Source organism: Telluria sp. PB2R4 (assembly GCF_059685695.1).
Genome location: NZ_JCASIC010000002.1, coordinates 430,294 through 453,591, shown reverse-complemented (window position 1 = coordinate 453,591; position 23,298 = coordinate 430,294). Strand labels below are relative to the sequence as shown.

Genomic DNA, 23,298 nt, shown 5'->3' with positions numbered 1-23,298 from the left:
GCAACTGCGGGCGTGGGGAGATTGTGGGGCGTGGTCGCGACACGTAGGGTGGGCGGCTGTGCCGCCCACGCGTCCAACCAGCAGCCAGATCATCGCGAACGATATTCATCCGCCAACTGTCACCGCGTGGGCAGGAAACCTGCCCACCCTACGGTATCAGGCTGACCCGGCGTTGGCGGGAACCTCGACGCCTTCTTCCGTCGTAACCGCCGCAACCACGCCTTCCGCCTCGACCACTTCAGCCAGCGCCGCCTCTCCGGTATCGCCCTCTTCTTCCTCTTCCAGCTCCAGCGACGCATCCGGCGCCACCGCCGCCACCTCGAGCAGGCGGGCTTCGAGCGACAGGTCGACTTCGTCCCAGCGCACGATATCGAGCTTGACCTGCGCGCCGCGCGCCAGCTGCGGCATGCCGGCCAGGCGCGCCACCAGCGGGATCTCGACCAGGCGCACCACTTCATCTTTCAGCACCACGGCATCGACATGCTTGGCGTTTTCCTGCCCCAGCCAGCGCAGGCACCAGTAGCGCTCCATGTTCTGCTGGAAGTCGTTGTAGGCCGCGTAGGCCGCATCAAAGCTCGAGACGATCGCGAACAGGGTGGCGTCGCGGTGCTTGAACGGCGCGACCAGCGGCGCGGTCACGCCGTGCGAGGCGCAGGCCAGGATCTGCCACTGGTTCACCAGGTCGGTGTAGCGGCGCAGCGGCGAGGTGCTCCACGCGTACTGGTCCACGCCCAGGCCCTGGTGCGGGGCCGCGTGCGTCACCATGCGCACCTGGATCTTGGCGTTCCAGCCGCCCGCGCCGGGCCCTTGCGAGCGGTAGATGCCAGGCACGCCCGAGTCGTGCAGCAGTTTGCCCCAGGTGCTGTTCGCGAAGATCATCAGCTCGGCCACGATCTTGTCGAGCGGTGCGCCGCGCTTGCGGCGCACGATGCTCACCACGTCGTCTTCGACGTAGAAGTTGAAGTCCACGCGGTTGGCCTGTTCCGGCTTGAGGCCGAAGGCTTCGCGTTTCTTCATGCGGCCGGCTTCCAGCTGCAGCGCCCACTGCCACAGCAGCCCCAGCTCTTCCTTGTGAGGATACTCGCCCTCGCCGCTGGCCAGCGTTTCTTCGTTGACCAGTGCATCCAGGTCGTTGTGGCGCAGGTTGCTCTTGATCGGCACGCGCTCGGCGCGGGTGAGCGTCGAGACCACGCTCCAGTCGGCCGGATTCAGCACCGCGTACAGCGACAGCGCCGGGCAATCCTTGCCTTCGGCGAGGGTGAAGGCGTCCACCACTTCGTCCGGCAGCATGGTGATTTTATCGCCCGGCATATATACAGTGGACATGCGCGCACGGGCGATCTTGTCGATCGCATCGTCCGGACGGATGGCCAGCCCGGGCGCCGCGATGTGGATGCCCACGCGGACCAGGCCGTCGTCGAGTTTCACCACCGAGAAGGCGTCGTCGATCTCGGTCGTGGTGACGTCGTCGATCGAGAAGGCGGCGACCTCGGCCAGCGGCAGCTCGACCGGCGCCTGCGGTACATCGACCGGCGCAAAACCGGCGCCGCGCGGGAAGTGCTCGAACAGGAAGCGCGCCATGTGCAGCGCTTTCGGCGACGCCAGCCCGCCCGTGCTCAGCATCAGGCGCGGCGCCGTGGTCTGCAGTTCGCTGGCGGCCGCCTCGAGGGCCTTGTATTCGATGGTGTTCTTGTCCGGCTTGAACAGCAGCTGCTGCACGATGGCCTGCATCGAGCCCGGGAGCTTGCCGGCCTTGAGTTCATCGACGTAGCCGGCCTGGATGATGGCCTGCTGCTTCTTCTTTTCGATGCCGGCCAGCGCGGCTTTCAGGGTTTGTTCCGGGGCCGCCTTGTAGCGCCCGCGGCCCTTCTTGTGGAAGTAGATCGGCGCGGCATGCAGCGCCAGCACCAGCCCGGCCGCTTCCGGCGGCAGCGGCGCATGGCCGAAGTATTCGAGGCCGAGTTCGGCGAAGCCGAATTCTTCCTGGCCCGCGACTTCCCACAGGAAGTCCAGGTCCACTTCGCCGGCGATGCCCTTGGCGGCGGCCAGCAGCGTTTCCGGATCCGGCTTCTCGAACTGGATCAGCACGTCCTTGGCCTTGACCTTGCTGCGCTTGCCGCTGGCCAGCTCCACCTGGTAGGCCTCGCCCGCCTGCGACAGCACGGTGCCGACCTTGAAGTCGCCCGACTCTTCAAAAAATACGTTCATGTTATTTCGTGTTCTGTTGTGGTTTGGCCGGCTTCAGGTTCAGCACCTCGGGCAAGAATACCTCGGTGACCAGCAGCAGGCCTTGACGGCGGCGGTAGACGCAACGCCGCGCATAATAAAGTGCATCATCGCGTCCACCGAGAGCGGCATGTACACGCTCCATCAGCGGATGGCCCGCGCGGATGCGCGCGTATTCCAGCTGGCCACGGCGCACCAGCGGGTCGTAGAACAGCGTGGTGCCGAGCGAACGCTCGCCCAGCGCCGAAAACAGCGGCCAGTCGCTGGCCGTGCAGCTGGCCGGCACCACCGTGTGGCCGAACACCCGCGGTATGCCGTCGCACTCCAGCAGCACTTCGCGCTCCCACACGCGTCCCGGACGCGGCAGGCCGATCGCCCGTGCCTCGTCCGCCAGGCAGGTCGTGGCGTTCTGGTGCAGCCGGCGCACGCGGAACGCGCTGCTGTGCGCCATCAGGCGCGCCGTCAGCGAACCTTCGGTGGTCAGCCAGTCGCGCATCCGTTCCGGTGCGCGCACGGCGCCGGCGTGCGGCTGCCAGGCCGCCTGCCGCAGCGAAGCGCTTCTCGGGCCGGCCCTCACTGCGCCATGCTCGCGTCGGCGCAGAAAGCCAGCACCTCATCCACGTACTGCGGGAATTCCGAGATCGCATGGTCGCTGCCGGGAATCACGTGCTGCTTCGCCCCCGGATAGTGCGCCACCATGTCGCGGTAGTCCAGCACCTCGTCGCCGGTCGCGGCCATCAGGAAGTAGCGTTCCGGCCGGGTGATTTTTTCGACCTTCAGCGCGGCCAGCTCGCCGATGTACTCGGGACGGAACTCGAACGGTTCGCTGGAGTGCCAGGCCGTGGTGACGCCGACGTGGTGTTCCAGGTTCTTCAGGGGATTCACCGACGGGTTGAGCAGCACCGCCGGCACACCCAGGCGCTCGGCCAGCCAGGTGGCGTAGAAGCCGCCCAGCGAGGAACCGACGATGGCCAGCTTGTCGGGCGCGTGGCGCTCGGCCAGCAGCAGGGCCAAGGCCATCGCTTCTTTCGGCGAGGCCGGCAGCTGCGGGCAGATCAGCTCATGCGCGCGCCCGGCATCGTCGAGGGCCTTCTGCACCACCCGCGCCTTGAACGACTTGGGCGAGGAGCGGAATCCGTGGAGATACAGAATCATGGAGCCAGCGCGTCCAGCAGTTTCTGGTGCACCCCGCCGAAGCCGCCGTTGCTCATCACGAGGATGTGGTCGCCCGGCTGGGCCGCCTGCACGATCGCCTGCACCATGTAGTCGAGCTGGTCGAAGCTGTGGGCGATGGCGCCCAGCGGCTTGAGGGCGTCGGCCAGCGACCAGCCCAGCGCCTGCTGGCTGCCGAAGCCGAACACCAGGTCGGCATCCTTCAGGCTGCCCGGCAGCGCATCCTTCATGGCGCCCAGCTTCATGGTGTTCGAGCGCGGCTCGAGCACGGCCAGGATGCGGCCAGCTTTTGCGCCAGCCGCGCCGATCTTCTGGCGCAGGCCGGCCACGGTGGTGGCGATCGCGGTCGGGTGGTGGGCGAAGTCGTCGTAGACGGTGATGCCGTTCACGGTGCCGCGCACTTCCATGCGGCGCTTCACGCTCTGGAAGCGCGCCAGCGAAGCGATCGCCTGCGAGGTCGGCACGCCGACGTGGCGCGCGGCGGCAATCGCGGCCATCGCGTTCGAACGGTTGTGGTGGCCGGACAGGTCCCAGTGCACGGTGCCCTGCACGTCGCCATTGAAGAGGACGTCGAAGCTGCCGCCCTGGTGTTCGACCAGGCTCCAGGTGACGCCTTCGGAAATGCCGAAGGTTTCCTTCTCGCTCCAGCAGCCGCGCTTGACGACGCGAGCGAGCGAGGCTTCGTCGCCGTTCACGACCAGGCGTCCGACGCCCGGCACGGTGCGCACCAGGTGGTGGAACTGGGTCTCGATGGCGCCGATGTCGGGGAAGATGTCGGCGTGGTCGTATTCCAGGTTGTTCAGCACCGCGGTCTTGGCGTGGTAGTGCACGAACTTGCTGCGCTTATCAAAAAAAGCGGTGTCGTATTCGTCCGCCTCGATCACGAAGAAATCGCTCGGCTTGTCGCCGTGCAGGCGCGCCGAGATGCCGAAGTTCATCGGCACGCCGCCAATCAGGAAGCCCGGTGCATAGCCCGCGTCTTCCAGGATCCAGGCCAGCATCGAGGTGGTGGTGGTCTTGCCGTGCGTGCCGGCCACCGCCAGCACCCATTTTTCGCGCAGGATGTGCTCGCCGATCCACTGCGGGCCGGAGACATACGGCAGGCCGCGGTTCAGGATCTCTTCGATCAGCGGATTCCCGCGCGTCATGACGTTACCGATCACATACAGGTCGGGGTTGAGCGACACCTGTTCCGGACCATAGCCCTGGATCAGCTCGATGCCCTGGGCTTCCAGCTGCGTGCTCATCGGGGGGTAGACGTTGGCGTCGCAGCCGGTGACGCGATGGCCGGCTTCCTTGGCCAGGACCGCCAGGCCACCCATGAAGGTGCCGCAAATACCGAGAATATGAATGTGCATGGTCGTATGAAAAATCGCTGCGGTAATGGTCCGAAAGCGCGATTCTACCCGACCCGCTGCCGTTTTCCGCTTAAGAGTATGATTCGGACATGCCGACACAGAACCATGACCTACTCCAGCTGCGCGCCCAAATTGCCGCCTTCGCTGCGCGCATGGTCGCCCAGGATGGCGCCGACTACGACACCGCGCGCCGCAAGGCGGCCCGCCAGGTGCTCGGGGTCGACCGCCCCGCGCCCAACCTGATGCCCGACAACCTCCAGATCGAGGAACAGGTCCGTCAATACCAGGCCCTGTTCGGCGGTCCCGGCCAGGCCGCGCGCCTGCACGCCCTGCGCGAGACCGCCCTGCAGGTGATGGACCAGCTGGCCGACTTCCGCCCCTACCTCACCGGCGCCGTGCTCAATGGCACGGCGGGCGAGCACGACGAGATCCACCTGCAGCTGTTCGCCGACAGCGCCAAGGAGGTCGAGATCTACCTGCTCAACCGCAACGTCAATATCGAGATCTCCGAAACGCCCCATTTCCGGGGCGGCCGCCACGATCCGGTTGAAACGGTGAGCTTCATGTGGCATAAGGAAAGTATTCATGCCGAGTTATATGACTTTCATGATCTGCGCGGCGCATTGAAGCCGCGCGCCGATGGCCGCCTGCAGCGGGTCGACGCAGCCGGGCTGCGCGCGCTGATGGCAAACGATGAGACTTTGGAACAGGACGAATGAACAAGAAACACGTGGCTGCTTACGCGGCCGTTGCCGCGATGTTCGGCATCATGGGCGCCCTGGTGGCGATCTACAAGAAAGACCCTCCTCCCATTACCACCGCGATTGCGCCGACCGGCGGCAAAGCGCACACGGCCGTCGAGAACCTGTTCGCGCAGTCGCTCAACGACCTGCAGGGCACGCCGCAGCCGCTGGCCAAGTGGCGCGGCAAGCCGCTGGTGGTCAATTTCTGGGCAACCTGGTGCGCGCCCTGCGTGCAGGAGATGCCGGAACTGTCCGAACTGGCAGGCAGCGACGGCGGCAAGACCTTCAATGTGATCGGGATCGGCATCGATTCGCCCTCCAACATGAACGAATTTGCGAACAAGCTGAAGATCGCCTATCCGCTCTACGTGGCGGGGATGGGCGGCACCGAGCTGTCGCGCGAGTTCGGCAACAGCGCAGGCGGGCTGCCGTATACAGTGTTGATCGGCGCCGATGGGCAGGTGCGCAAGACGTATCTGGGCAAGCTGAAGTTCGATGAATTGCGCGCGGACCTGGCGAAGCTGTAGGGTGGGCGGCGCGTAATCCGGGCCACTGGCCCGAATTACCCCATGCGGTGATAGTTGGCATATGAATAGGCGCGCAGGCAGCATCACCGTGATTTGAACGCGTGGGCGGGAGACCCGCCCACCCTACGAAAGCCCGGCAAGCGAACGATCGTACTATTCCGAACTGCGCCGAACATGCCTTCATCAACTGGCAATTTTACCGCTTGCCAATAGTCGAGCTTGGCGGCACAATGCCTTCCTTTCGGGCGTTCAGACTCTTCAATATGGCGAAAAAGCTACTGCTGCTTAACGGCCCCAACCTCAATCTTTTGGGGACCCGGGAGCCTGCGGTGTACGGCGCGACGACGCTGGCCGACATCGAACAGGCAGCAACAGCACAGGCGGCAAGCGCGGGCGCCAGCCTCGACTGCTTCCAGAGCAACCATGAAGGAGCCTTGATCGACCGCATCCACGCCGCCCGTGGCGAGGGTGTGGAGGCGATCGTCATCAATCCGGGCGGCCTGACCCATACCAGCGTGGCCTTGCGCGATGCGCTTGCTGCGGTGGCAATCCCGTTCGTGGAGGTGCACATCTCGAATGTCCATGCCCGCGAGCCCTTCCGGCACCACTCGTACCTGTCCGCGATTGCGCAAGGCGTGATCTGCGGCCTGGGTCCGGACGGATACCGGTTTGCCATCGACTTTGCGCTTAAATCGCGTTAATCTACGTCAACTTCATGTATCAGCGGCCGCAGGCTTACCCGCCATCGCGTTGCCAGCTCTCTTAAAACGAATAAAACATTCCAAGGGGTTTCACATGGATCTCAGAAAACTCAAGACTTTGATCGACCTGGTCGCCGAATCGGACATCGCTGAACTCGAAGTGACCGAAGGCGAAAGCAAGGTCCGCATCGTCAAGTCCTCCGCAAACCCGCAGAACCAGATGATGATGATGCCGTCGCAGGGCGTGCAGCACTACGCCGCCCCGGCCCAGCATGCCGTTCCGGCCCCGGCCGCAGCACCGGCCGCCCCGGCAGCCCCCGAGCATACCGGCCATGTCGTCAAGTCGCCGATGGTCGGCACCTTCTACCGCTCCTCGGCCCCGGGCGCCGCCGCCTTCGTCGAAGTCGGCGCCACCATCAAGCAGGGTGATACGCTGTGCATCATCGAAGCGATGAAACTCCTGAACGAGATCGATGCCGACGTCGCTGGCACGGTCACCAAGATCCTCGTGGAAAACGGCCAACCGGTCGAGTTTGGTCAGCCGCTGTTCGTCATCGGCTAAGAACCTTTCGGCCTGGCGGCGTCCGCCGCCGGCCCATTCATGTCGTGTCCGGCGCCTGCTTTGTTCCCGAGCTGCGCCGGTTTTCACAGAAACACCGAACCTACCATGTTTGAAAAAATCCTCATCGCCAACCGTGGTGAAATCGCGCTGCGTATCCAGCGCGCCTGCCGCGAACTGGGCATCAAGACGGTCGTCGTTCACTCCGAGGCGGACAAGGACGCCAAGTACGTGAAGCTGGCGGACGAATCGGTCTGTATCGGCCCGGCCCAGTCGGCGCTCAGCTACCTGAACATGCCGGCGATTATCAGCGCCGCCGAAGTGACGGATGCCGAGGCGATCCACCCGGGCTACGGCTTCCTGTCGGAAAACGCCGACTTCGCCGAGCGCGTCGAGAAGTCGGGCTTCGTCTTCATCGGCCCGCGTTCGGATTCGATCCGCCTGATGGGCGACAAGGTCTCGGCCAAGCAGGCCATGATCAAGGCCGGCGTGCCCTGCGTGCCGGGTTCGGACGGCGCCCTGCCGGACGATCCGAAGGAAATCGTGCAGACCGCGCGCAAGATCGGCTACCCGGTCATCATCAAGGCCGCCGGCGGCGGCGGCGGCCGCGGCATGCGCGTGGTGCATACCGAAGCCGCGCTGCTGGGCGCCGTGCAGATGACCAAGACCGAAGCGGGCACCGCCTTCGGCAACCCGGAAGTCTACATGGAGAAGTTCCTGGAAAATCCGCGCCACGTGGAGATCCAGATCCTCGCCGACGAACACAAGAACGCCGTCTGGCTGGGCGAGCGTGACTGCTCGATGCAGCGCCGCCACCAGAAGGTCATCGAAGAAGCACCGGCGCCGGGCATCCCGCGCAAGCTCATCGAAAAGATCGGCGACCGCTGCGCGGAAGCCTGCCGCAAGATCGGCTACCGCGGCGCCGGCACCTTCGAATTCCTGTACGAGAACGGCGAGTTCTACTTCATCGAGATGAACACCCGCGTGCAGGTGGAACACCCGGTGACCGAGATGATCACCGGGATCGACATCGTGCAGGAACAGATCCGCATCGCCTGCGGCGAGAAACTCCGTTTCCGCCAGCGCGACATCATGCTGTCGGGCCACGCGATCGAGTGCCGCATCAATGCCGAAGACCCGTTCAAGTTCACGCCGTCGCCGGGCCGCATCACCGGCTGGCACCCGCCGGGCGGTCCCGGCATCCGTGTCGATTCGCACTCGTATGCAGGATATTATGTTCCACCTCATTACGACTCGATGATCGGCAAGGTAATTTCCTACGGTGCGACACGCGAGCAGGCAATTCGCCGCATGCAAATCGCGCTCTCGGAAATGGTGGTTGAAGGTATTCTCACCAATATCCCGCTGCACCGTGAGCTGATGGTCGACGCCCGCTTCATCGAGGGCGGCACCAACATCCACTACCTGGAGCACAAGCTGGCTTCCAAGCCGGACCTGCCGAAGGAAACGGGCATCGGCGCCAAATCGGAAGCCAAGGTAGCGGACGTTAAGGCTGATCTATGAGCTGGACGGAAGTCGTCATCGAAGTAGCGCGCGACCACGCGGAGGCCCTGTCGGACGCCCTGATGGAAGCGGGCGCCCTGTCGGTCTCCGTCGAAGACGCGGACGAAGGCACCGAGGCGGAAAAACCGCTGTTCGGCGAGCCGGGCATGGAACCGACAGAAGCGGCCTGGGACCACTCGCGCGTGGTGGCTCTCCTTGAGGTCGACGCCGACCAGTTCGCGATCGTGCAGGAAGCCGCCAACGCCATCCGGCTGCCCGTCGTGCCCTCCTTCACCACCCGCGCGGTGGCGGACGCCGACTGGGTGCGCCTGACCCAGTCGCAGTTCGAGCCGATCCACATCGGCGCCAACATCTGGGTCGTGCCGAGCTGGCACGAAGCGCCGGACCCGAATGGCCTGATCCTCGAGCTCGATCCGGGCCTGGCCTTCGGCACCGGCAGCCATCCGACCACCCGCCTGTGCATGGAGTGGCTCGAAGCCCACCCGGCGCCGGGCAAGTCGGTGCTGGACTACGGCTGCGGCTCGGGCATCCTGGCGATGGTCGCCAAGAAGCTCGGCGCACACGACGTGGCCGGGGTCGACATCGACCCGCAGGCGATCGAATCGGCACGCGCCAACGCCGAGCGCAACAACTGCGTGATCGACTTCTACGTGCCGGACGACCTGGCCGTGGCGCCCAACGAGCGCCATGCCAGGGGCCAGTTCGACATCGTGGTGGCCAACATCCTGTCGAGCCCATTGAAGCTGATGGCGCCGATGCTGGCCGGCCGCGTGGCGCCGGGGGGGTCGCTGATCCTGTCGGGCGTGCTGGCACGCCAGGCCGAAGAAGTGGCCGCGGCCTACGCACCTTTCATCAAGCTGGGCGTCTGGGCCGAGCAGGACGGCTGGGTTGCCCTTCACGGCACGCTCGGCCAGGACACCGCACCCGCGCCGCGTTCCGTCATCACCGGCTAAGGGACAACACAGGCATGGCGCTCGCCACCCAATGCCCCCACTGCGGCACCATGTTCCGCGTCGCCGCGGACCAGCTCAAGCTGCGTGGGGGCATCGTACGGTGCGGCGCCTGCACCGGGGTGTTCGACGGCAGCGCCGCACTGGTCGACCTGGCCGCCGCGGCGCCCAAGGCGCCCCCTCCCGCGCCTGCTCCCGTTTCTCCTGCTGCTCCCGTTTCTCCTGCTGCTCCCGTTTCTCCTGCTGCTGCCGCTTCTCCATCTGTCCGCGGCCGCCGTGCGACCGATGCAGCAGAGGCAGCACCGGCGCCCGAAGCCGAAACGGATGAAGAACCCATCTATACGCTCGAGTTCGACCGCACCTTCTCGCCCTTCGGCATCCTGCCGGGAGTAAGCAGCGAGGAAAGCGGAAGCGCCGAGGATTCCACGCAGCCTGAGGACGATGCTGTACTGGTGGCCGAGCCGGAGCCGGCGCCTTCCCCTGAACCAATCCCCGAACCAGTCCCCGAACCAGTTCCCGAACCAGTCCCTGACCCGGTCATCGAGACGGTCGCCGTGGCTGAGCCCGAGCCGCAGGCACCCGTCGTCGCGCCGTCTCCCGCGGCAGCCGACTTGCAGGTCGACGAAGAACTGGTGGCCGCGCCGGTACCCGGCCATGACGACGAGCCGGAGCAGCCTGCGCCCATGCGCGCGCCCGTCTCTGCCTTGGCCACAGCCACGGCGCCTTCCCGTGCCGCCGTGAAGGCCGCGGTCGCGGCGCCGCCCCTGCTGCTGCGCGAATCCGGTCCCGCCACGGTCACCATGCCGCTGCCGCCGAGCGCGCCCCAGGTCGCGCCGCGCTCGCCCCGCTCGAAGGCGGCGGAAGCGCGTGCCGCGCGCCGTTCCAAGCTGACGCCGACCAGGATCGAAGCGCCCAGGCTGCGCGTGCCGGAACCCGACGAGCCGGAATTCGTGCGGCGCGGACGCCAGCGCGAACGCTCGGGCAAGGCGATGCGCATCGCGATGGCCGCCGGCAGCCTGCTGCTGCTGCTCGCCCTGCTGGCACAGGGCGTGACCAGCTTCCATACCCTGCTTGCGGCGCGCTACCCCGGCCTGAAGCCCACCCTGGTCTCGCTATGCGGCGTGCTCGGCTGCCGCGTCGAGCTGCCGGCCCAGATCGACCAGCTGGTGATCGACACCGGCGAACTGACCACCCTGGGCGGCAATGCCTATACCTTCACCACCCAGTTGCGCAACCAGGGCGACTCGATCCAGGCCTGGCCGAGCATCGAGCTGACCCTGTCCGACGCCGACGACAAGCCGCTGGTGCGGCGCGTGTTCGGTCCGCGCGATTATCTGCCGGCAGGGCCGCTGCTGGCGGCAGGTTTCGCCGCGCATGCCGAACAGGCCGTGAAACTGCACTTCCGCGTCGCGGAGCCGGCGCCGTCGGGCTACCATATCGCGGTGTTCTATCCTTGACGTTTCCAATTCCTTCGAAAGACCATCCATGACCAAGACCGCCCTGATCTGCGGATCGATCGCCTTCGACAAGATCATGCAGTACCACGGCCGCTTCGCCGAGACCCTGCTGGCTGACCAGCTGCACCGCGTGAACGTCTCCTTCCTGGTGCCGACCATGCGCCTGGAGTACGGCGGCTGCGCGGTGAACATCGCCTACAACCTCAAGCTGCTCGGCGGCGAACCGCTGGTGATGGGCACGATCGGCCAGGACGGCGGCGACTACCTCGAGCGCATGAAGAAACAGGGCATCGAGACCCGCGCCATCCGCAGCATCGGCGACGCCTACACCGCGCAGTGTTTTGTGACGGCGGACCAGGACAACAACCAGATCAATGCCTTCCACCCCGGCGCGATGCAGTACTCGCACGAGAACAACGTGGCCGACCAGGGCCCGCTGCGCGTGGCGATCATCTCGCCGGACGGCCGCGACGGCATGATCAAGCACGCCGCCGACTGCGCCGCACAAGGCATCCCCTTCATGTTCGATCCGGGCCAGCAGCTGCCGATGTTTTCCGGCGAAGAGCTGATCCGCTTCATCGACGGAGCCAGCTACCTGGCGTGCAACGATTACGAATTCGAAGTGGTGATGGACCGCACCGGCCTGAGCCTGGCCGACATCGCCGCGCGCCTGGACGCGCTGGTGATCACGCGCGGCGGCGAAGGCTCGGACATCTACGCGAGCGGCGAGCACCATCGCATCCCCGCGGTGAAGGCCGAGGACATCGTCGACCCGACGGGCTGCGGCGACGCCTACCGCGCCGGTTTGCTGTACGGGATCACGAATGGCTTCGACTGGCCGACCACCGGCCGCATCGCGAGCCTGCTGGGCGCGATCAAGATCGGCAGCACCGGTGGACAGAACCACAGCTTTACCCCGGAACAGATCGAGCGGAAGTTTGAGGCGGCGTTCGGATACAAGTTCCGCTAAACGACATCAGCAACGATGCACAAAAAATGGGTCCCCACGGGACCCATTTTTTTATTGGTGCGCTGCCAGAAACGCATTCAATCATGTCAGCCGAAAAACACCTGCCTCAACACGAACTGAATAATCTGGATCAGCACCAGCGCCACCAGCACCGATAAATCGATTCCGCCGATCGGCGGCACCACGCGCCGGATCGGACGCAGGATCGGCGTATTCAGCGCATGTACGAAAGGCGCCAGCGGCGCATTCGGATTCACCCAGCTGAAGACCGCATCGATAATCAGCAGCGCCATGAAGCCGTACAGGATCCAGTTCAGGAAGCGGTACAAGGCCTGCAGCAGCACCAGGTGCGCATCCGCCCCCGCCACCAGCAACAGCGAGCTGGCCAGCAGCACCACCAGGAAAGCGCCAATCAGGCTCGCCCAGTCATACCCTCGCATGCCCGGCACCAGGCGCCGCAGCGGCAGCACCAGCCAGTCGGTGAGGGTGAAGGTGAATTGTCCGATCTGCTGCGGCGGACGCACGCGCGTGGCCTGCATCCAGAAGCGCAGCAAGAGCAGCCCTCCCAGCAAGGCGGCAGCGGTATCGACGATAAACTGGAGAATGGACAGCACGAAGGCTCCTCAAAAAAAAACCGCTGTGTGAAGATCACACAGCGGTATTTTGCCTGATCCAGGCAAGACGCGCTATCGAGCCTGAATTACGGACGGCTGCTGGTCGGGAATGGCCATGCAGCTGCCGGCGACAGCGCGGTTTTCGCTGCCGGAGCAGGTGCTGCCGATTTGCTGTCCGATTTCGAATCGGATTTCGCTTCCGGCTTGGCTTCGGCTTTCGATTCCGACTTGGTATCGGCTTTCGAATCGGATTTGGTGTCGGCCTTGCTATCGGCTTTCACTTCCGGTTTTGCTTCGGCTTTGGCTTCCGGTTTCGCTTCGGCTTTCATTTCCGGCTTGGCTTCGGCTTTTGCGGCCGGCTTTGCAGCAGGCTTGGCAGCAGCCGATTTGGTCGCAGCGGTTTTTACAGCGGATTTAGCCGGCGCGGCGGCTTTTACCGGAGTAGTGACTTTTTTTTCGGCCGATTTTGCTGGAGCTGGGGCCTTGGCCGGAGCGGCGGCTTTAGCTGGTGCAGCCGATTTAGCTGGAGCAGCTGCTTTCTTTGCAGCAGGTTTAGCGGCGGCTTTAGTCGCGGTCGATTTCTTTGCAGCCGGCTTTGCAGCCGATTTGGTAGCGGCTTTAGCTGCAGGCTTAGCAGCGGCTTTCTTTGCTGCAGGCTTGGCTGCCGATTTAGTGGCGGCGGCTTTGGCTGCTGGCTTGGCAGCAGCTTTCTTGGCTGCTGGCTTAGCGGCAGCTTTCTTGGCTGCTGGCTTGGCTGCCGATTTGGTAGCGGCCTTGGCTGCTGGCTTTGCAGCGGCTTTTTTAGCTGCTGGCTTGGCCGCGGCTTTCTTGGCTGCAGGCTTGGCTGCCGATTTAGTGGCGGCGGCCTTGGCTGCTGGCTTAGCAGCGGCTTTTTTCGCTGCTGGCTTAGCAGCGGCTTTTTTCGCTGCTGGCTTAGCAGCAGCTTTCTTTGCTGCAGGCTTGGCTGCCGATTTGGTTGCGGCGGCCTTGGCTGCTGGCTTAGCAGCGGCTTTTTTGGCTGCTGGCTTAGCAGCAGCTTTCTTTGCCGCAGGCTTCGCTGCCGATTTTGTAGCGGCCTTGGCTGCTGGCTTGGCTGCAGCTTTCTTGGCTGCTGGCTTGGCTGCCGGTTTAGCGGTTGCTTTCTTCGCTGCTGGCTTGGCTGCCGGTTTAGCGGCTGCTTTCTTCGCTGCTGGCTTGCTTGCCGCTTTTGCTGCCGGCTTCGCTGCAGCTTTCTTTGCAGCAGGCTTTGCCGCCGGCTTCGCTGCCGCTTTGGTGGCGGTGGTCTTGGTTGCTGCAGCTTTAGCAGCAGGCTTGGCTGCCGGCTTGGCGGCTGCCTTGCTTGCACTGGACTTCGCTGCCGGTTTCGCGGCGGCTGCTTTCTTTGCTGCCGGCTTCTCGGATGCTGCTGCTTTTGCTGCTGGTTTCTTTGCGGTTGCCATTTTGATTCTCCTTCATCTGCGATGAGAAATACGCCAAGGTTTAAAACCCGCCCACCCTGAAGTGGCGGGCGAATTATTCATCGGACCACATCGCCATGCAATGTGGGCCAATGAATCCGGCACCGGCTGAACTGCTGCAACTCCTCACGATTGCAGCACTTCAGCCAACGTCGTAAGGCAACCGACTCAACGCGTTTTCACATCGCTACCCTTGCGGGCGCGAAAAGAAAAAGCCGCCATGCCTGAACTCGGTCAGGCAGTGCGGCTTGTTCTTTTCGCTAAGCTTAAGTGCATACTGATTGAATCAGTGTCCTATTATTCGATCGATTACTGCCCGGATGGACGCGACAATATCACATGTTCACGTTTTGACAAATTCAAACACGTAAAGTACACGAAAACTTTGTGAGCGCGCAACCGGAGCACCGCAAATTGAATCAGGTTTTACACAATCAAACATGCGTATGCGCATTCGTATGCGCCCATGTCTCGCCTATGTCTGTTAACCATCACACCGAATCGCATTTCAAGCGATCGACAAACCACCTTCCGGCTGGTCCGGGCGGCTGGTCTTTCAGCCAGATCGCGTGCATCGAAAATGCCGTACCCAGCAAAGGATGCGCTTTGAGACGAAGCTGTACCAGCGATCCATCGGCAAGATCTTGTTCCACCATATGCAGCGGCATACTGCCCCACCCGAGTCCCGCGCGCAGGAACGCATGCTTGGCGCCGAGATCGGCGAGCCGCCATACCAGCGGCGACATCACGCCGAACTCGCGGCCCGCGGTGAGCGACGAACGGTCGGTGAGCACCAGCTGCACATGCTTTGACATCGCCACGCGCGAAACAGTGCCTTTGATGTTGGCGAGCGGATGTCCGGGCGCGGCGACAATCGCCGACGGAATCGCAGCCAGGTACTCGGACGCGCAGCCTTGCGGGATGTCGGGCAGCGATCCGATCACCGCAATGCGGCACTGGCCATCGAGCAGCGGCTGCACCACGGCGCCGAGCGCCTCGACATACAGGCGCAGGGGCGTGCTCGGAAACTGGCGGTGGAAAGCCTGGACTGCGCCGGTGAGGGTGGCGATCGGGAACATGACATCGACGGCGACGGCCAGTTCGGGTTCGAGTCCTTCCGCCAGCGTGCGCGCCCGCGCCTTGAACGCATCCATGCTGCTGGCCGCGTCGCGCGCCCCTTCCAGCAGCGCGCGGCCGGCTTCGGTCAGCTGCGGATAGCGTCCGCTGCGGTCGAACAGCGCGAGGCCGACCTGCAGCTCGAGCTTGGCCAGGGTGTGGCTCACGACCGACTGCGCGCGCCGCAGCTTGCGGCCTGCGGCGGAGAAGCTGCCCTCGTCCGCCGCGGCAATGAAAGTGCGCAACTGGTCCATGGTGAGCGCGTCGAGCATCCATCTACTCCTTCGATAGGTCTTATCGAATTATATAGGCTTCACCGATCGATGGACGCGTCTTACGATGACTCCATCGCAGCACGAACGCTGCGCAGGACAACCGAACCGACACTCGATAAAGGAAGCGCCATGAACACCATCACGCAAGCACGCATCGACCAATCCGCCGCACCGGCCATCGGCCGCGTGCTGCTCGCCGCCATCTTCATCTTCAGCGGCATCGGCAAGGCGCTGGCGCCTGCCGGCACCATCGGCTACATCGCCTCCAGCGGACTGCCGTTCGCGACGCTCGGCCTGGTCGCCGCGGTGGCGATCGAACTGGGCGGCGGCGTGATGCTGGCGCTGGGAGTCAGGACGCGGCTGGTGGCCGCCGTACTGGCAGCCTTCTCGGTGCTGACCGCCCTGGTGTTCCACAACGCGTTCGGCGACCAGAACCAGCTGATCCACTTCCTGAAGAACATCGCGATGGCCGGCGGCCTGCTGCAGGTGGTGGCCTTCGGTGCCGGTGCGTACAGCCTGGACGCGGCGGCGGCCCGCAAGCCGGCCGCACGAGTGGCGTAAGCCGCCCTACTCGACCACCCTGAGCAAATCCATCTTGCACAGCCAGGCCAGGCCGCGCAGCAGCGTCGGCCGGTCGCAGGGTCCCAGCGTGTCGACCAGCTCCTCCACCTCCACCGGCCGCGGCCCGATCGCGCCGAACATGCGGCCGAAATCCTCGAGCGTCGGCAGCGATGCCGACGCAAAGCGGTTGACCGCCAGCTCGCGGTACTGGTTGACCAGCGCCAGCGATGCCTCCGGCGTCAGCTCCACCAGCGAGGCCGCCGTGAGCGGCCGCGTCGCGTAACTGGCGAACAGCCGGAACGGATCGGGACGGTCCGGGGCGCGCGCAGGCAGCGGCGGCGCCAGCACCGGATCGGCGCGGCGCCGCTCGTCGAGTTCGTCCCACAGCGCGCGGTAGCGCCCCAGGATCACGGTCCAGTCGAACTCGGCCCGCGCCCTGCTGCGCGCCTGTTCTCCCAGCCGGCGCCGCAACTCGGCGTCGCGCACCAGCCGGCCGTAGGCCTGCGCCAGCAGCGCGCCATCCACCGCCACCGCCTGGCTCGCATGGCCGCAGTACATGTCGAAGCTGTCCACCCCGTCGTCGTAGCGCAGCGCCAGGTCGAGTCCCGCGCCCGGTCCCGGCATCACGGTCGGGATGCGGTAGCCGTCGACGCCGTCGCGCACCGTGTCACGGTAGCCGTTCCAGTCCGAGACCACGCTGGGCAGCCCGGCCGCCATCGCCTCCACCGGCGTCAGGCCGAAAGTCTCCTGCAGGTTGTCGGCCAGCGACGTGAACACGTCGGCGGCGGCCCAGGCATCGAGCTGGTTGGCGGGCGCACGGCCATCGAGTTCGACCAGCCGCACCGAAGGACAGAGCAGCGCCGCCGCTTCGCGGAACGCGGCCTCGACGGCTTCGCCCGCATACCAGCCCGCGATGATCAGATGGACGCGCCGCCCGCCCTTTTCCGCACGCTCCAGCGCGGTGAACATCTGCTGCGGATGGGACTTGGCATGCACCGACAAGCGCCCCAGGTACAGGAAGGCGACATCCTCGGCGCCGATGCCGAGCCGCGCACGGGCATCCTGGCGCCGCGCCGGGTCCGGCACCAGGCCGGCGCAATGCACGCCGAGCGGAATCAGGGGCAGCTGGGGTAGCTCGAAGCGCTGCGCCGCGAGCCGCGTGCGCAGGTAATCGGCCTGCGCCTCGATGAGCACGCGCAGGCTGTCGCGCGCCACGCGCGAGGTGCAGACGATGGCGTCCCAGCTGCGCACCGGCGCGACCAGCAGGCTGGTGACCATGCTCATCATCTCGTGCGAGGCGGTGGCGTGCGTGATGCCGCACAGGCTGTAGCGATGCTCGCCCGCCGCCAGCCTGCGCCAGGCCAGGCGCTCGATGCCGGGACCGGGATGGTACAGGCAGCCGAAGCGCTCGAGCCGCTGCGGCGCCGAGGGCGGCACCCAGTCCACCACGCCGCCGAAGCCTTCGCCGCGCAGGCTGGCTTCGAATGCGTCGGCATGCGAGCGCTCGGCCGCGAAGCAGCCGACTTCGCGCAAGCCTTCGTGCCGGCCGATCGCCCCCAGCAGGCCGACGCCGGCCGACTGGCGGCCCATCAGCTTCTGGCCGGCCACGGAAAAGGATTCGGGAATGTAGTGCAGGGCGAAGGACTCCAGCATGCGCTCTCCTGCGGCCAAGCCCGCCGCGAGACCGCAGCGCCAACCGGCCGGACCGGCCCATGATAGCCGCGGCGCCGGCAGCGCGGCGCAAGCCTTGTACGCGTCGAACTACCTCATCCGGACGGCAGCGAGCTTAGCTCCCGCCGCAGCCACCACCGCCACAGCCGCTGCCGCAGGCACTGGCTGCGCCGCACGACACAGCCCCGTCCCCGCTCGCGCCGTCGCCGTCGAGCCCCGCATCGCCGCCGACGACGGCCCATGTGGCATCCGTGAGAGAAGGTACCGGACCGCGCACCCTGGCGCGAACTTTGGCAAACTCGGCTGGGCTGATCAGGCCGGCCCGCAGGAGGCCCTGCGGCGCCAGCGCATGCGGGACGCGTTGACGCCCGTCGGGCTGCCCGAGCTCATCGAGGCTTGAACAGGCAACCAGGCCGCCCACGATGCCGTAAGCGAAACCGCGCGGCATGCCCAGCCGCTGGTCCAGGGTGAACAGGCGCGGCAAGTCGGTCCCGGCGGCCGGCTTCGACGCGCGCCGGCGCCCCTGCACCAGGCAGGCGGCCAGTGCTTCGTCCATGCTTCCCTTCATCCCTGCCTGGTCGAGGTGCGGAATCGTGCGGCCGAAGTGAAGAATGCAGAAGCGGTCGAGGTCAGCCGCATTCATGCGCGTCCATGCATGCCAGACCGAATCGGCCGCGCGCGAAGGCAGGGCGCAGGGGCGTTCGGCGGCGGCCACGCAATCGAAGAACATCATCAAGCCTTCGGCCGACTGGGCATAGAAGGACGCGTCGCGCGGAATGCCGGGGAATTCCTCGTGCGCACCCTGCGCCCAGTAGGGAAACAGGGCGGCAGGGATGTCGGCCAGCACGGAGGCATAGCGCGACTGGGCGAATTCCCATTCCACCGTGCGTGTCACCGCACGCGGGGTTTCCCGAACATTCATCGCCGCTCTCCGTCGTGGGTCATCCGCTTACCTTAGTGCAGGCGCAGCATGCGGATGATGACCGGGCTCAACAATGAAAAAACCCGTCTTATGACGGGTTTTTAAAGCGCGGGTTCCGGATCGTGCTTCAGCGCTGCGGCGCAATGCGCCAGACGGTGCCGCCGGCGTCGTCGACCACCAGCAGCGCGCCATCAAGCGCCACCGCGACGCCGGCCGGGCGCCCCCACACTTCACGGTCGCTCAGCACCATGCCGCTCATGAAGTCCTGGTACTGCCCGGTCGGCACGCCGTTCTTCATGAAGACGCGCACCACCTTGTAGCCGGTGCGCACGCCGCGGTTCCAGGAGCCGTGCAGGGCCACGAAGACGTCGCCCTCGTACTCCTTGGGGAAGGCGTTCTTCGCGCCCTTCGGCGCCGTGTACACCGTCATGCCGAGCGGCGCCGAGTGCGACTGGATCAGCACGTCCGGCACGATGCTCTTGCCCTTCAGGTCCGGACGCTGGCCAGCCAGGCGCGGGTCTTCGTTGGCGCCGATGTAGTACCACGGCCAGCCATAGAAACCGCCCTGCTTCACGCGCGTCAGGTAGTCCGGCGGCAGGTTGTCGCCCAGCGCGTCGCGCTCGTTCACGGTGCACATCACGTCGCCGGTGCCGGGATAGACCAGCATGCCGACGCAGTTGCGCAGGCCGGTGGCGTAGGTTCGGCGGTTCTTGCCGTCGACATCGAAGGCCATGACGGTGGCGCGGTCGGTCTCCACGCCCCAGCTGGCGCCCACCCCGTGCCTGGCTTCCCATTGCGCGATCGGCTCGGGCGGCCTGGGTCCGATCTCGGTGGCGACGTTGGTGGCCGAACCGATCGACAGCAGCAGGGTCTTGTCGTCGTTCGAGAAGGCCAGGGTGCGGGTGGTGTGGCCGCCGCTGGTGTCGGACAGCTGCGCCACCACGGTTTCCGGGGTGGCGCGCGCTTTCAGGTCGCCGTTGCGGTAGGGAATGCGCACGACCGAATTGACGTTGGCGACGTACAGGTATTGCGGGTTGGCGCCGGACGGCCAGAAGGCCATGCCGTAGGGGCGGCTCAAGCCGGTGGCGAAGACCTCGGGCGTGGCAGCTTGCTGCCCTTCCTTCGCGCGCAGCAGCTTGATCTCGCCCTTGGCGGTGGCGGCCAGGAAGATGTCGCCGTTCGGCGCGCGCAGCGGCAGGCGCGGCTTGTCGGCGTCGGTGGCATAGATGCTCACCGCGAAGCCCTGCGGCACGGTCGGCATGCTGCCGTTCGGACGCGCTTCGACGCGCGGGCCGTTGCCGGCGCTGCTCGTGGCGAAGGGCGGCGGCATGTCGGTGAGCTTGATGTGGTGGATGCGGCCGGGCTGGTTGTCGTCATACGAACCGCTGCGCTCCAGTGGCGTCGCGGCCTTCGCCGGCGCGGCCGCCGTGACGGCGCCCTGCAGGGTGGCGAGGTAGTCGACCAGCGCGGCGCGGGTCTGCTTGTCGGGGACGCCGACCGGCATCGTGGTGCCGGGGACGTTCCTGGCGGGGTCGGCCAGGAAGACGTCGAGTTCTTCGCGGGTCCAGGTCTTGCCGGCGGCGCCGGCCTTGGTCAGCGCCTGCGAGTAGTTATAGCCAGGGACGCCGGCTGCCTTGCGGCCGAGCACGCGGAACAGGCCCGGCCCGGCGCGCGAGGACAGGCTAGCGTCGACGCTGTGGCAGCTGGCGCAGTTGTTCTGGAAGGTGGTGTGGCCGGCGGTGGCCGCGGGCGCGGCATGGGCAGCGGATACCGCTGCCAGGCTGGCGAGCAGCGCGGCATGCAGCGTCAGGGTCTTGGCTTGCAAGGGAGGTCTCCTCGTCGAACTGGACAAAGCGCCATCATAGGCGAAACTTGTCGATGCGTGCTGCTCGTACAGCGCTTACATCAATCATCGTTCCTGCGCAGCGGATGCAGCCGCGGCAGCCGTGCGGAAAAAACCACGCCGTCGAGCTCGTTCGATCTCACCGACACTTCGCCTTCGTGCGCTACCACGATCTGCTTGACGACATACAGGCCCAGTCCCAGGTTCTGGGTGCTGGATGCGACACGCTCGTTTGCGGGACGGATCGCGAAGCGCTTCACAGGATCGAACAGGGTGCGCAATTTGGCCGGCGGAATCGGCTCGGCTTCGTTCTTCACTTCGTAGCTCACCGCATCCGGGAAACCGCGCAGCGCAATCCCGATTGCGCTATCGGGCCGGCCGTGCTGCACCGCATTCGAGATCAGGTTGGAGAAGGCCTGGGAGATACGGGCCCCGTCCCAGGCGCCGGTCACGTCGCCCTCCACCACCAGATCGATCTTGCGATCCGGGTGGAAGGTGCGGGCTTCCTCCACCACGCCAAGGCAAATTTCACCGAGGTCGACGGTATGGGGATCGACCGGTATGCCGTCGCCCAGGTGGGTCGTCGAAAAATCAAGCAGGTCCCGGACGATCGTGTCCATCCGCTTCGAGCTGTTGAAGATCCTCAGGCCGACCTTCAGCGCTTTCGAGGGCAAGCTCTGGTCCTGCAACAATACCTGCGCGCCCATGCTGATCGCACCGAGCGGTGTGCGAACATCGTGACCCAGGATCGCAAGGAAGAGGTTCTGGGCTTCGCGCAGCATTTTCGCGTAGCGCGCCATCGATTCCGTCTGCGCCTGGTCGATCGACTCGTTGAAGCGGATCATGTCCTGGATGTCGTCGGCGGTGGTGATCTCGACCTGGCGCGCCCACAAGCGCAGGACACTCGAGCGCAGTGCCCGGTATTCGGCCATGACCTGTTCGCCGGTAAAGCCCGAAGCGACGCGGTCGGAGGCGTGGATCTCGGCCGCCGTATCGGCGCTTGCTTGTGGCCCAAGGCCTTTGGACTTGGCGATGCTTTCATGCTCCGCCTGCGGCGTGTCCAGGTCGGAGGCGACCACTTTCAGGACGGCCGCCGCGTGATCGCGCAACTCGGTCTTGTTGGCCTCCGCCAGTGGCTCCATGGTCGAAGCAAAATCTTCCCACTCCTGCAGGATGCTTTCGAGATGGGTCCGGATAAAATCTGATAATTTCATGTGTATCCCTTGTCGCCGCGGCTGGCGCCGGCGCTGCGCTGCAGCAGCTTGCGCACCTGCAGTAATAAATCTTCCGCGAGGAAGGGCTTGCGCAGGAAAGCGTCGTAACTCTTTCCGGGCGCGACCTGGCATTGGAGCGAACCGCTCATCAGCAAGATGGGCACGTCCTTGGCGGCGGCGCTGGCCCTGATTTGCTTGCTCAGTTCGAGGCCGCCCATGCCGGGCATAGAGCAATCGGAAATGAGGAGTTCCGGCTGTCGGGAAGAAATCCTGTCCAGCGCCTGTGCGCCATTCGGTACGATGTTGACGTCGTAGCCATGCAATTCCAGCATCATCGAACAGTTTTCGGCGAAGTCCGAATCATCGTCTGCAATCAAAATCATGCTTGTCTCCTTGGTTTCGGTCGGAAAGCGCGGCGCAGCGCGGAACGGCCCGACGGCATCGGGCACAGGTTCCGCGTGGCGGGTGAAGGATCGACCGGGGGGGCCGCCGGTGTCAGGTCGACGCAGGCGGGGCGGTAGTGGAGAGAACCACCATCATGGTCTGTTGTTTGACGCGGCTCCGTTCGGAACCGAACATTCGGCCATGCGCATGACGTGCAAGTAGCTCAGGCGCGGCGCATGCGCTCGCTGACGTCCAGTCCGATGCCCCGGTATCCGGCAAACGCGCTGCTGGCGTCGAACATCGGCTCACCACTGACCTGGAGGAACTGGATGCGGCCATCCGGCAAGGTACGGCTATAGATAAAGTCGAGGAAGGGTTCCCGGTTGGCGATCCTGGCGTCGAGTGTCTCCCGTTCCTGGACGTTCCAGCCGGCCGCCGCCAGTTCGTCGGGGCTCGCGCCTTGGCTGATGCCGAGCATTTCTGCGACCGGACCGGAAAACTGTGTCAGCTTTCCGCTGGCGTCCTGTTCCCAGTACCAGTCCGACGACAGTTCGGTAAAGCGCTGGAAACGTGCTTCGCTGAGGCGCAACTCGGCGGTGCGTTCGAGCACAGCCTGCTCGAGCAGGCGGTTGTGATCGGCCAGCCTGCGGTACAGCAGGCGCACTTCGAGCATATTGTGGATACGGGTCTGCACTTCGACAAAGTCAAAGGGCTTGCTGACAAAGTCCTTGGCCCCCGCCTTCAGGGCGCGCAGCTTGTGGGCCGGCTGGGCGGTGATGACCAGCACCGGCAGATAGCTGCCCGGTTCGATCTTCTTGAGCGCGTCGAGCACCTCGAAGCCATCCATCTCGGGCATCTGCAGGTCGAGCAGGATCAGGTCGAAGCGCTGGCGCGCGTGCAGCTCGCAGACCGCGCGCGGATCCTGGGTCGTCGTGATGTTCCGGTAGCCCTCGTTGCGCAACATTTGCTCGAGCAACATGACGTTCACTTCCTGGTCGTCCACGATCAGGATGCCTGCGCTCAGGATGTCGGTGGCTTCAAGCATGGAGGATC

The 23,298-nt window shown here is 65.3% G+C and carries 22 protein-coding genes; 9 read left to right on the top strand and 13 right to left on the bottom strand.

Going from position 1 to position 23,298, the window contains the following annotated elements; genetic code table 11:
- Positions 1 to 156: 156 nt before the first annotated feature.
- From AC56LU_RS05515 to mpl, 4 genes are read right to left on the bottom strand one after another with little or no spacing between them, the layout of a single operon-like run.
- Entirely contained in the window at positions 157 to 2,208 is a 2,052-nt protein-coding gene (locus AC56LU_RS05515) for a ribonuclease catalytic domain-containing protein (RefSeq protein ID WP_497174604.1), read from the bottom strand.
- A gap of 1 nt (position 2,209) precedes the next feature.
- Positions 2,210 to 2,803, bottom strand: a complete 594-nt coding sequence (locus AC56LU_RS05510; protein WP_497174603.1) for a chorismate--pyruvate lyase family protein — start codon at positions 2,801 to 2,803, stop codon at positions 2,210 to 2,212.
- A complete protein-coding gene (locus AC56LU_RS05505; protein WP_497174602.1) occupies positions 2,800 to 3,381 on the bottom strand; it encodes a YqiA/YcfP family alpha/beta fold hydrolase in 582 nt (193 codons plus the stop codon). Before AC56LU_RS05505 ends, AC56LU_RS05510 begins: the two co-directional genes overlap by 4 nt.
- Positions 3,378 to 4,757: a UDP-N-acetylmuramate:L-alanyl-gamma-D-glutamyl-meso-diaminopimelate ligase gene (mpl, locus tag AC56LU_RS05500; protein WP_497174601.1), complete on the bottom strand. Its 1,380-nt coding sequence runs from the start codon at positions 4,755 to 4,757 to the stop codon at positions 3,378 to 3,380. Before mpl ends, AC56LU_RS05505 begins: the two co-directional genes overlap by 4 nt.
- An 89-nt stretch (positions 4,758 to 4,846) precedes the next feature.
- Between mpl and AC56LU_RS05495 the strand changes: the two genes are divergently transcribed.
- The 8 genes from AC56LU_RS05495 to AC56LU_RS05460 all read left to right on the top strand — a co-directional run bounded on the left by AC56LU_RS05495 (position 4,847) and on the right by AC56LU_RS05460 (position 12,188).
- Positions 4,847 to 5,476 (top strand): hypothetical protein, encoded by a 630-nt coding sequence (locus AC56LU_RS05495; protein ID WP_497174600.1) that lies wholly within the window; start codon positions 4,847 to 4,849, stop codon positions 5,474 to 5,476.
- On the top strand, positions 5,473 to 6,027 hold the full coding sequence (locus AC56LU_RS05490) for a TlpA family protein disulfide reductase (RefSeq protein WP_497174599.1): 555 nt from the start codon (positions 5,473 to 5,475) through the stop codon (positions 6,025 to 6,027). The genes AC56LU_RS05495 and AC56LU_RS05490 overlap by 4 nt, the downstream gene beginning before the upstream one ends.
- Positions 6,028 to 6,290: 263 nt before the next feature.
- Positions 6,291 to 6,728 carry a type II 3-dehydroquinate dehydratase gene (gene aroQ / locus AC56LU_RS05485; RefSeq protein WP_497174715.1) on the top strand — a complete coding sequence of 146 codons (438 nt, stop codon included), beginning with the start codon at positions 6,291 to 6,293 and terminating at the stop codon, positions 6,726 to 6,728.
- Positions 6,729 to 6,822: 94 nt separating this feature from the next.
- The gene (gene accB, locus AC56LU_RS05480; protein WP_497174598.1) at positions 6,823 to 7,290 is read left to right on the top strand and encodes an acetyl-CoA carboxylase biotin carboxyl carrier protein; all 468 of its coding nucleotides are present in this window, start codon (positions 6,823 to 6,825) and stop codon (positions 7,288 to 7,290) included.
- A 105-nt stretch (positions 7,291 to 7,395) separates the two neighbouring features.
- A complete protein-coding gene (accC, locus tag AC56LU_RS05475) occupies positions 7,396 to 8,811 on the top strand; it encodes an acetyl-CoA carboxylase biotin carboxylase subunit (protein ID WP_497174597.1) in 1,416 nt (471 codons plus the stop codon).
- Complete coding sequence (gene prmA / locus AC56LU_RS05470) at positions 8,808 to 9,764, top strand: 50S ribosomal protein L11 methyltransferase (protein ID WP_497174596.1); 957 nt, start codon at positions 8,808 to 8,810, stop codon at positions 9,762 to 9,764. The genes accC and prmA overlap by 4 nt, the downstream gene beginning before the upstream one ends.
- 14 nt (positions 9,765 to 9,778) lie before the next feature.
- Entirely contained in the window at positions 9,779 to 11,218 is a 1,440-nt protein-coding gene (locus AC56LU_RS05465; protein ID WP_497174595.1) for a zinc-ribbon and DUF3426 domain-containing protein, read from the top strand.
- Positions 11,219 to 11,246: 28 nt separating this feature from the next.
- Positions 11,247 to 12,188, top strand: coding sequence for a carbohydrate kinase family protein (locus AC56LU_RS05460; protein WP_497174594.1), 942 nt, complete (start codon positions 11,247 to 11,249; stop codon positions 12,186 to 12,188).
- 86 nt (positions 12,189 to 12,274) lie between these two features.
- Here AC56LU_RS05460 and AC56LU_RS05455 read toward each other — a convergent pair whose 3' ends face one another.
- From AC56LU_RS05455 to AC56LU_RS05445, 3 genes are all read right to left on the bottom strand, one after another.
- Positions 12,275 to 12,802: a YggT family protein gene (locus tag AC56LU_RS05455; protein WP_497174593.1), complete on the bottom strand. Its 528-nt coding sequence runs from the start codon at positions 12,800 to 12,802 to the stop codon at positions 12,275 to 12,277.
- A gap of 86 nt (positions 12,803 to 12,888) precedes the next feature.
- On the bottom strand, positions 12,889 to 14,241 hold the full coding sequence (locus AC56LU_RS05450; RefSeq protein WP_497174592.1) for a transcriptional regulator: 1,353 nt from the start codon (positions 14,239 to 14,241) through the stop codon (positions 12,889 to 12,891).
- Positions 14,242 to 14,750: 509 nt separating this feature from the next.
- Entirely contained in the window at positions 14,751 to 15,647 is an 897-nt protein-coding gene (locus AC56LU_RS05445; protein WP_497174591.1) for a LysR family transcriptional regulator, read from the bottom strand.
- Positions 15,648 to 15,779: 132 nt separating this feature from the next.
- Here AC56LU_RS05445 and AC56LU_RS05440 point away from each other — a divergent pair, with 132 nt between their 5' ends.
- Positions 15,780 to 16,211, top strand: coding sequence for a DoxX family protein (locus tag AC56LU_RS05440; RefSeq protein WP_497174590.1), 432 nt, complete (start codon positions 15,780 to 15,782; stop codon positions 16,209 to 16,211).
- A 6-nt stretch (positions 16,212 to 16,217) separates the two neighbouring features.
- Here AC56LU_RS05440 and AC56LU_RS05435 read toward each other — a convergent pair whose 3' ends face one another.
- The 6 genes from AC56LU_RS05435 to AC56LU_RS05410 form a co-directional block, all read right to left on the bottom strand.
- Positions 16,218 to 17,864 carry a glycosyltransferase family 4 protein gene (locus tag AC56LU_RS05435; protein ID WP_497174589.1) on the bottom strand — a complete coding sequence of 549 codons (1,647 nt, stop codon included), beginning with the start codon at positions 17,862 to 17,864 and terminating at the stop codon, positions 16,218 to 16,220.
- A 133-nt stretch (positions 17,865 to 17,997) separates the two neighbouring features.
- Positions 17,998 to 18,804 (bottom strand): UCP032817 domain-containing protein, encoded by an 807-nt coding sequence (locus AC56LU_RS05430; RefSeq protein ID WP_497174588.1) that lies wholly within the window; start codon positions 18,802 to 18,804, stop codon positions 17,998 to 18,000.
- Positions 18,805 to 18,931: 127 nt separating this feature from the next.
- Complete coding sequence (locus AC56LU_RS05425) at positions 18,932 to 20,629, bottom strand: PQQ-dependent sugar dehydrogenase (RefSeq protein ID WP_497174587.1); 1,698 nt, start codon at positions 20,627 to 20,629, stop codon at positions 18,932 to 18,934.
- Positions 20,630 to 20,709: 80 nt separating this feature from the next.
- The gene (locus tag AC56LU_RS05420) at positions 20,710 to 21,861 is read right to left on the bottom strand and encodes an ATP-binding protein (RefSeq protein WP_497174586.1); all 1,152 of its coding nucleotides are present in this window, start codon (positions 21,859 to 21,861) and stop codon (positions 20,710 to 20,712) included.
- On the bottom strand, positions 21,858 to 22,244 hold the full coding sequence (locus AC56LU_RS05415) for a response regulator (protein ID WP_497174585.1): 387 nt from the start codon (positions 22,242 to 22,244) through the stop codon (positions 21,858 to 21,860). The genes AC56LU_RS05420 and AC56LU_RS05415 overlap by 4 nt, the downstream gene beginning before the upstream one ends.
- 224 nt (positions 22,245 to 22,468) lie before the next feature.
- On the bottom strand, positions 22,469 to 23,290 hold the full coding sequence (locus AC56LU_RS05410; RefSeq protein ID WP_497174584.1) for a response regulator: 822 nt from the start codon (positions 23,288 to 23,290) through the stop codon (positions 22,469 to 22,471).
- Between the last annotated feature and the right edge of the window lie 8 nt (positions 23,291 to 23,298).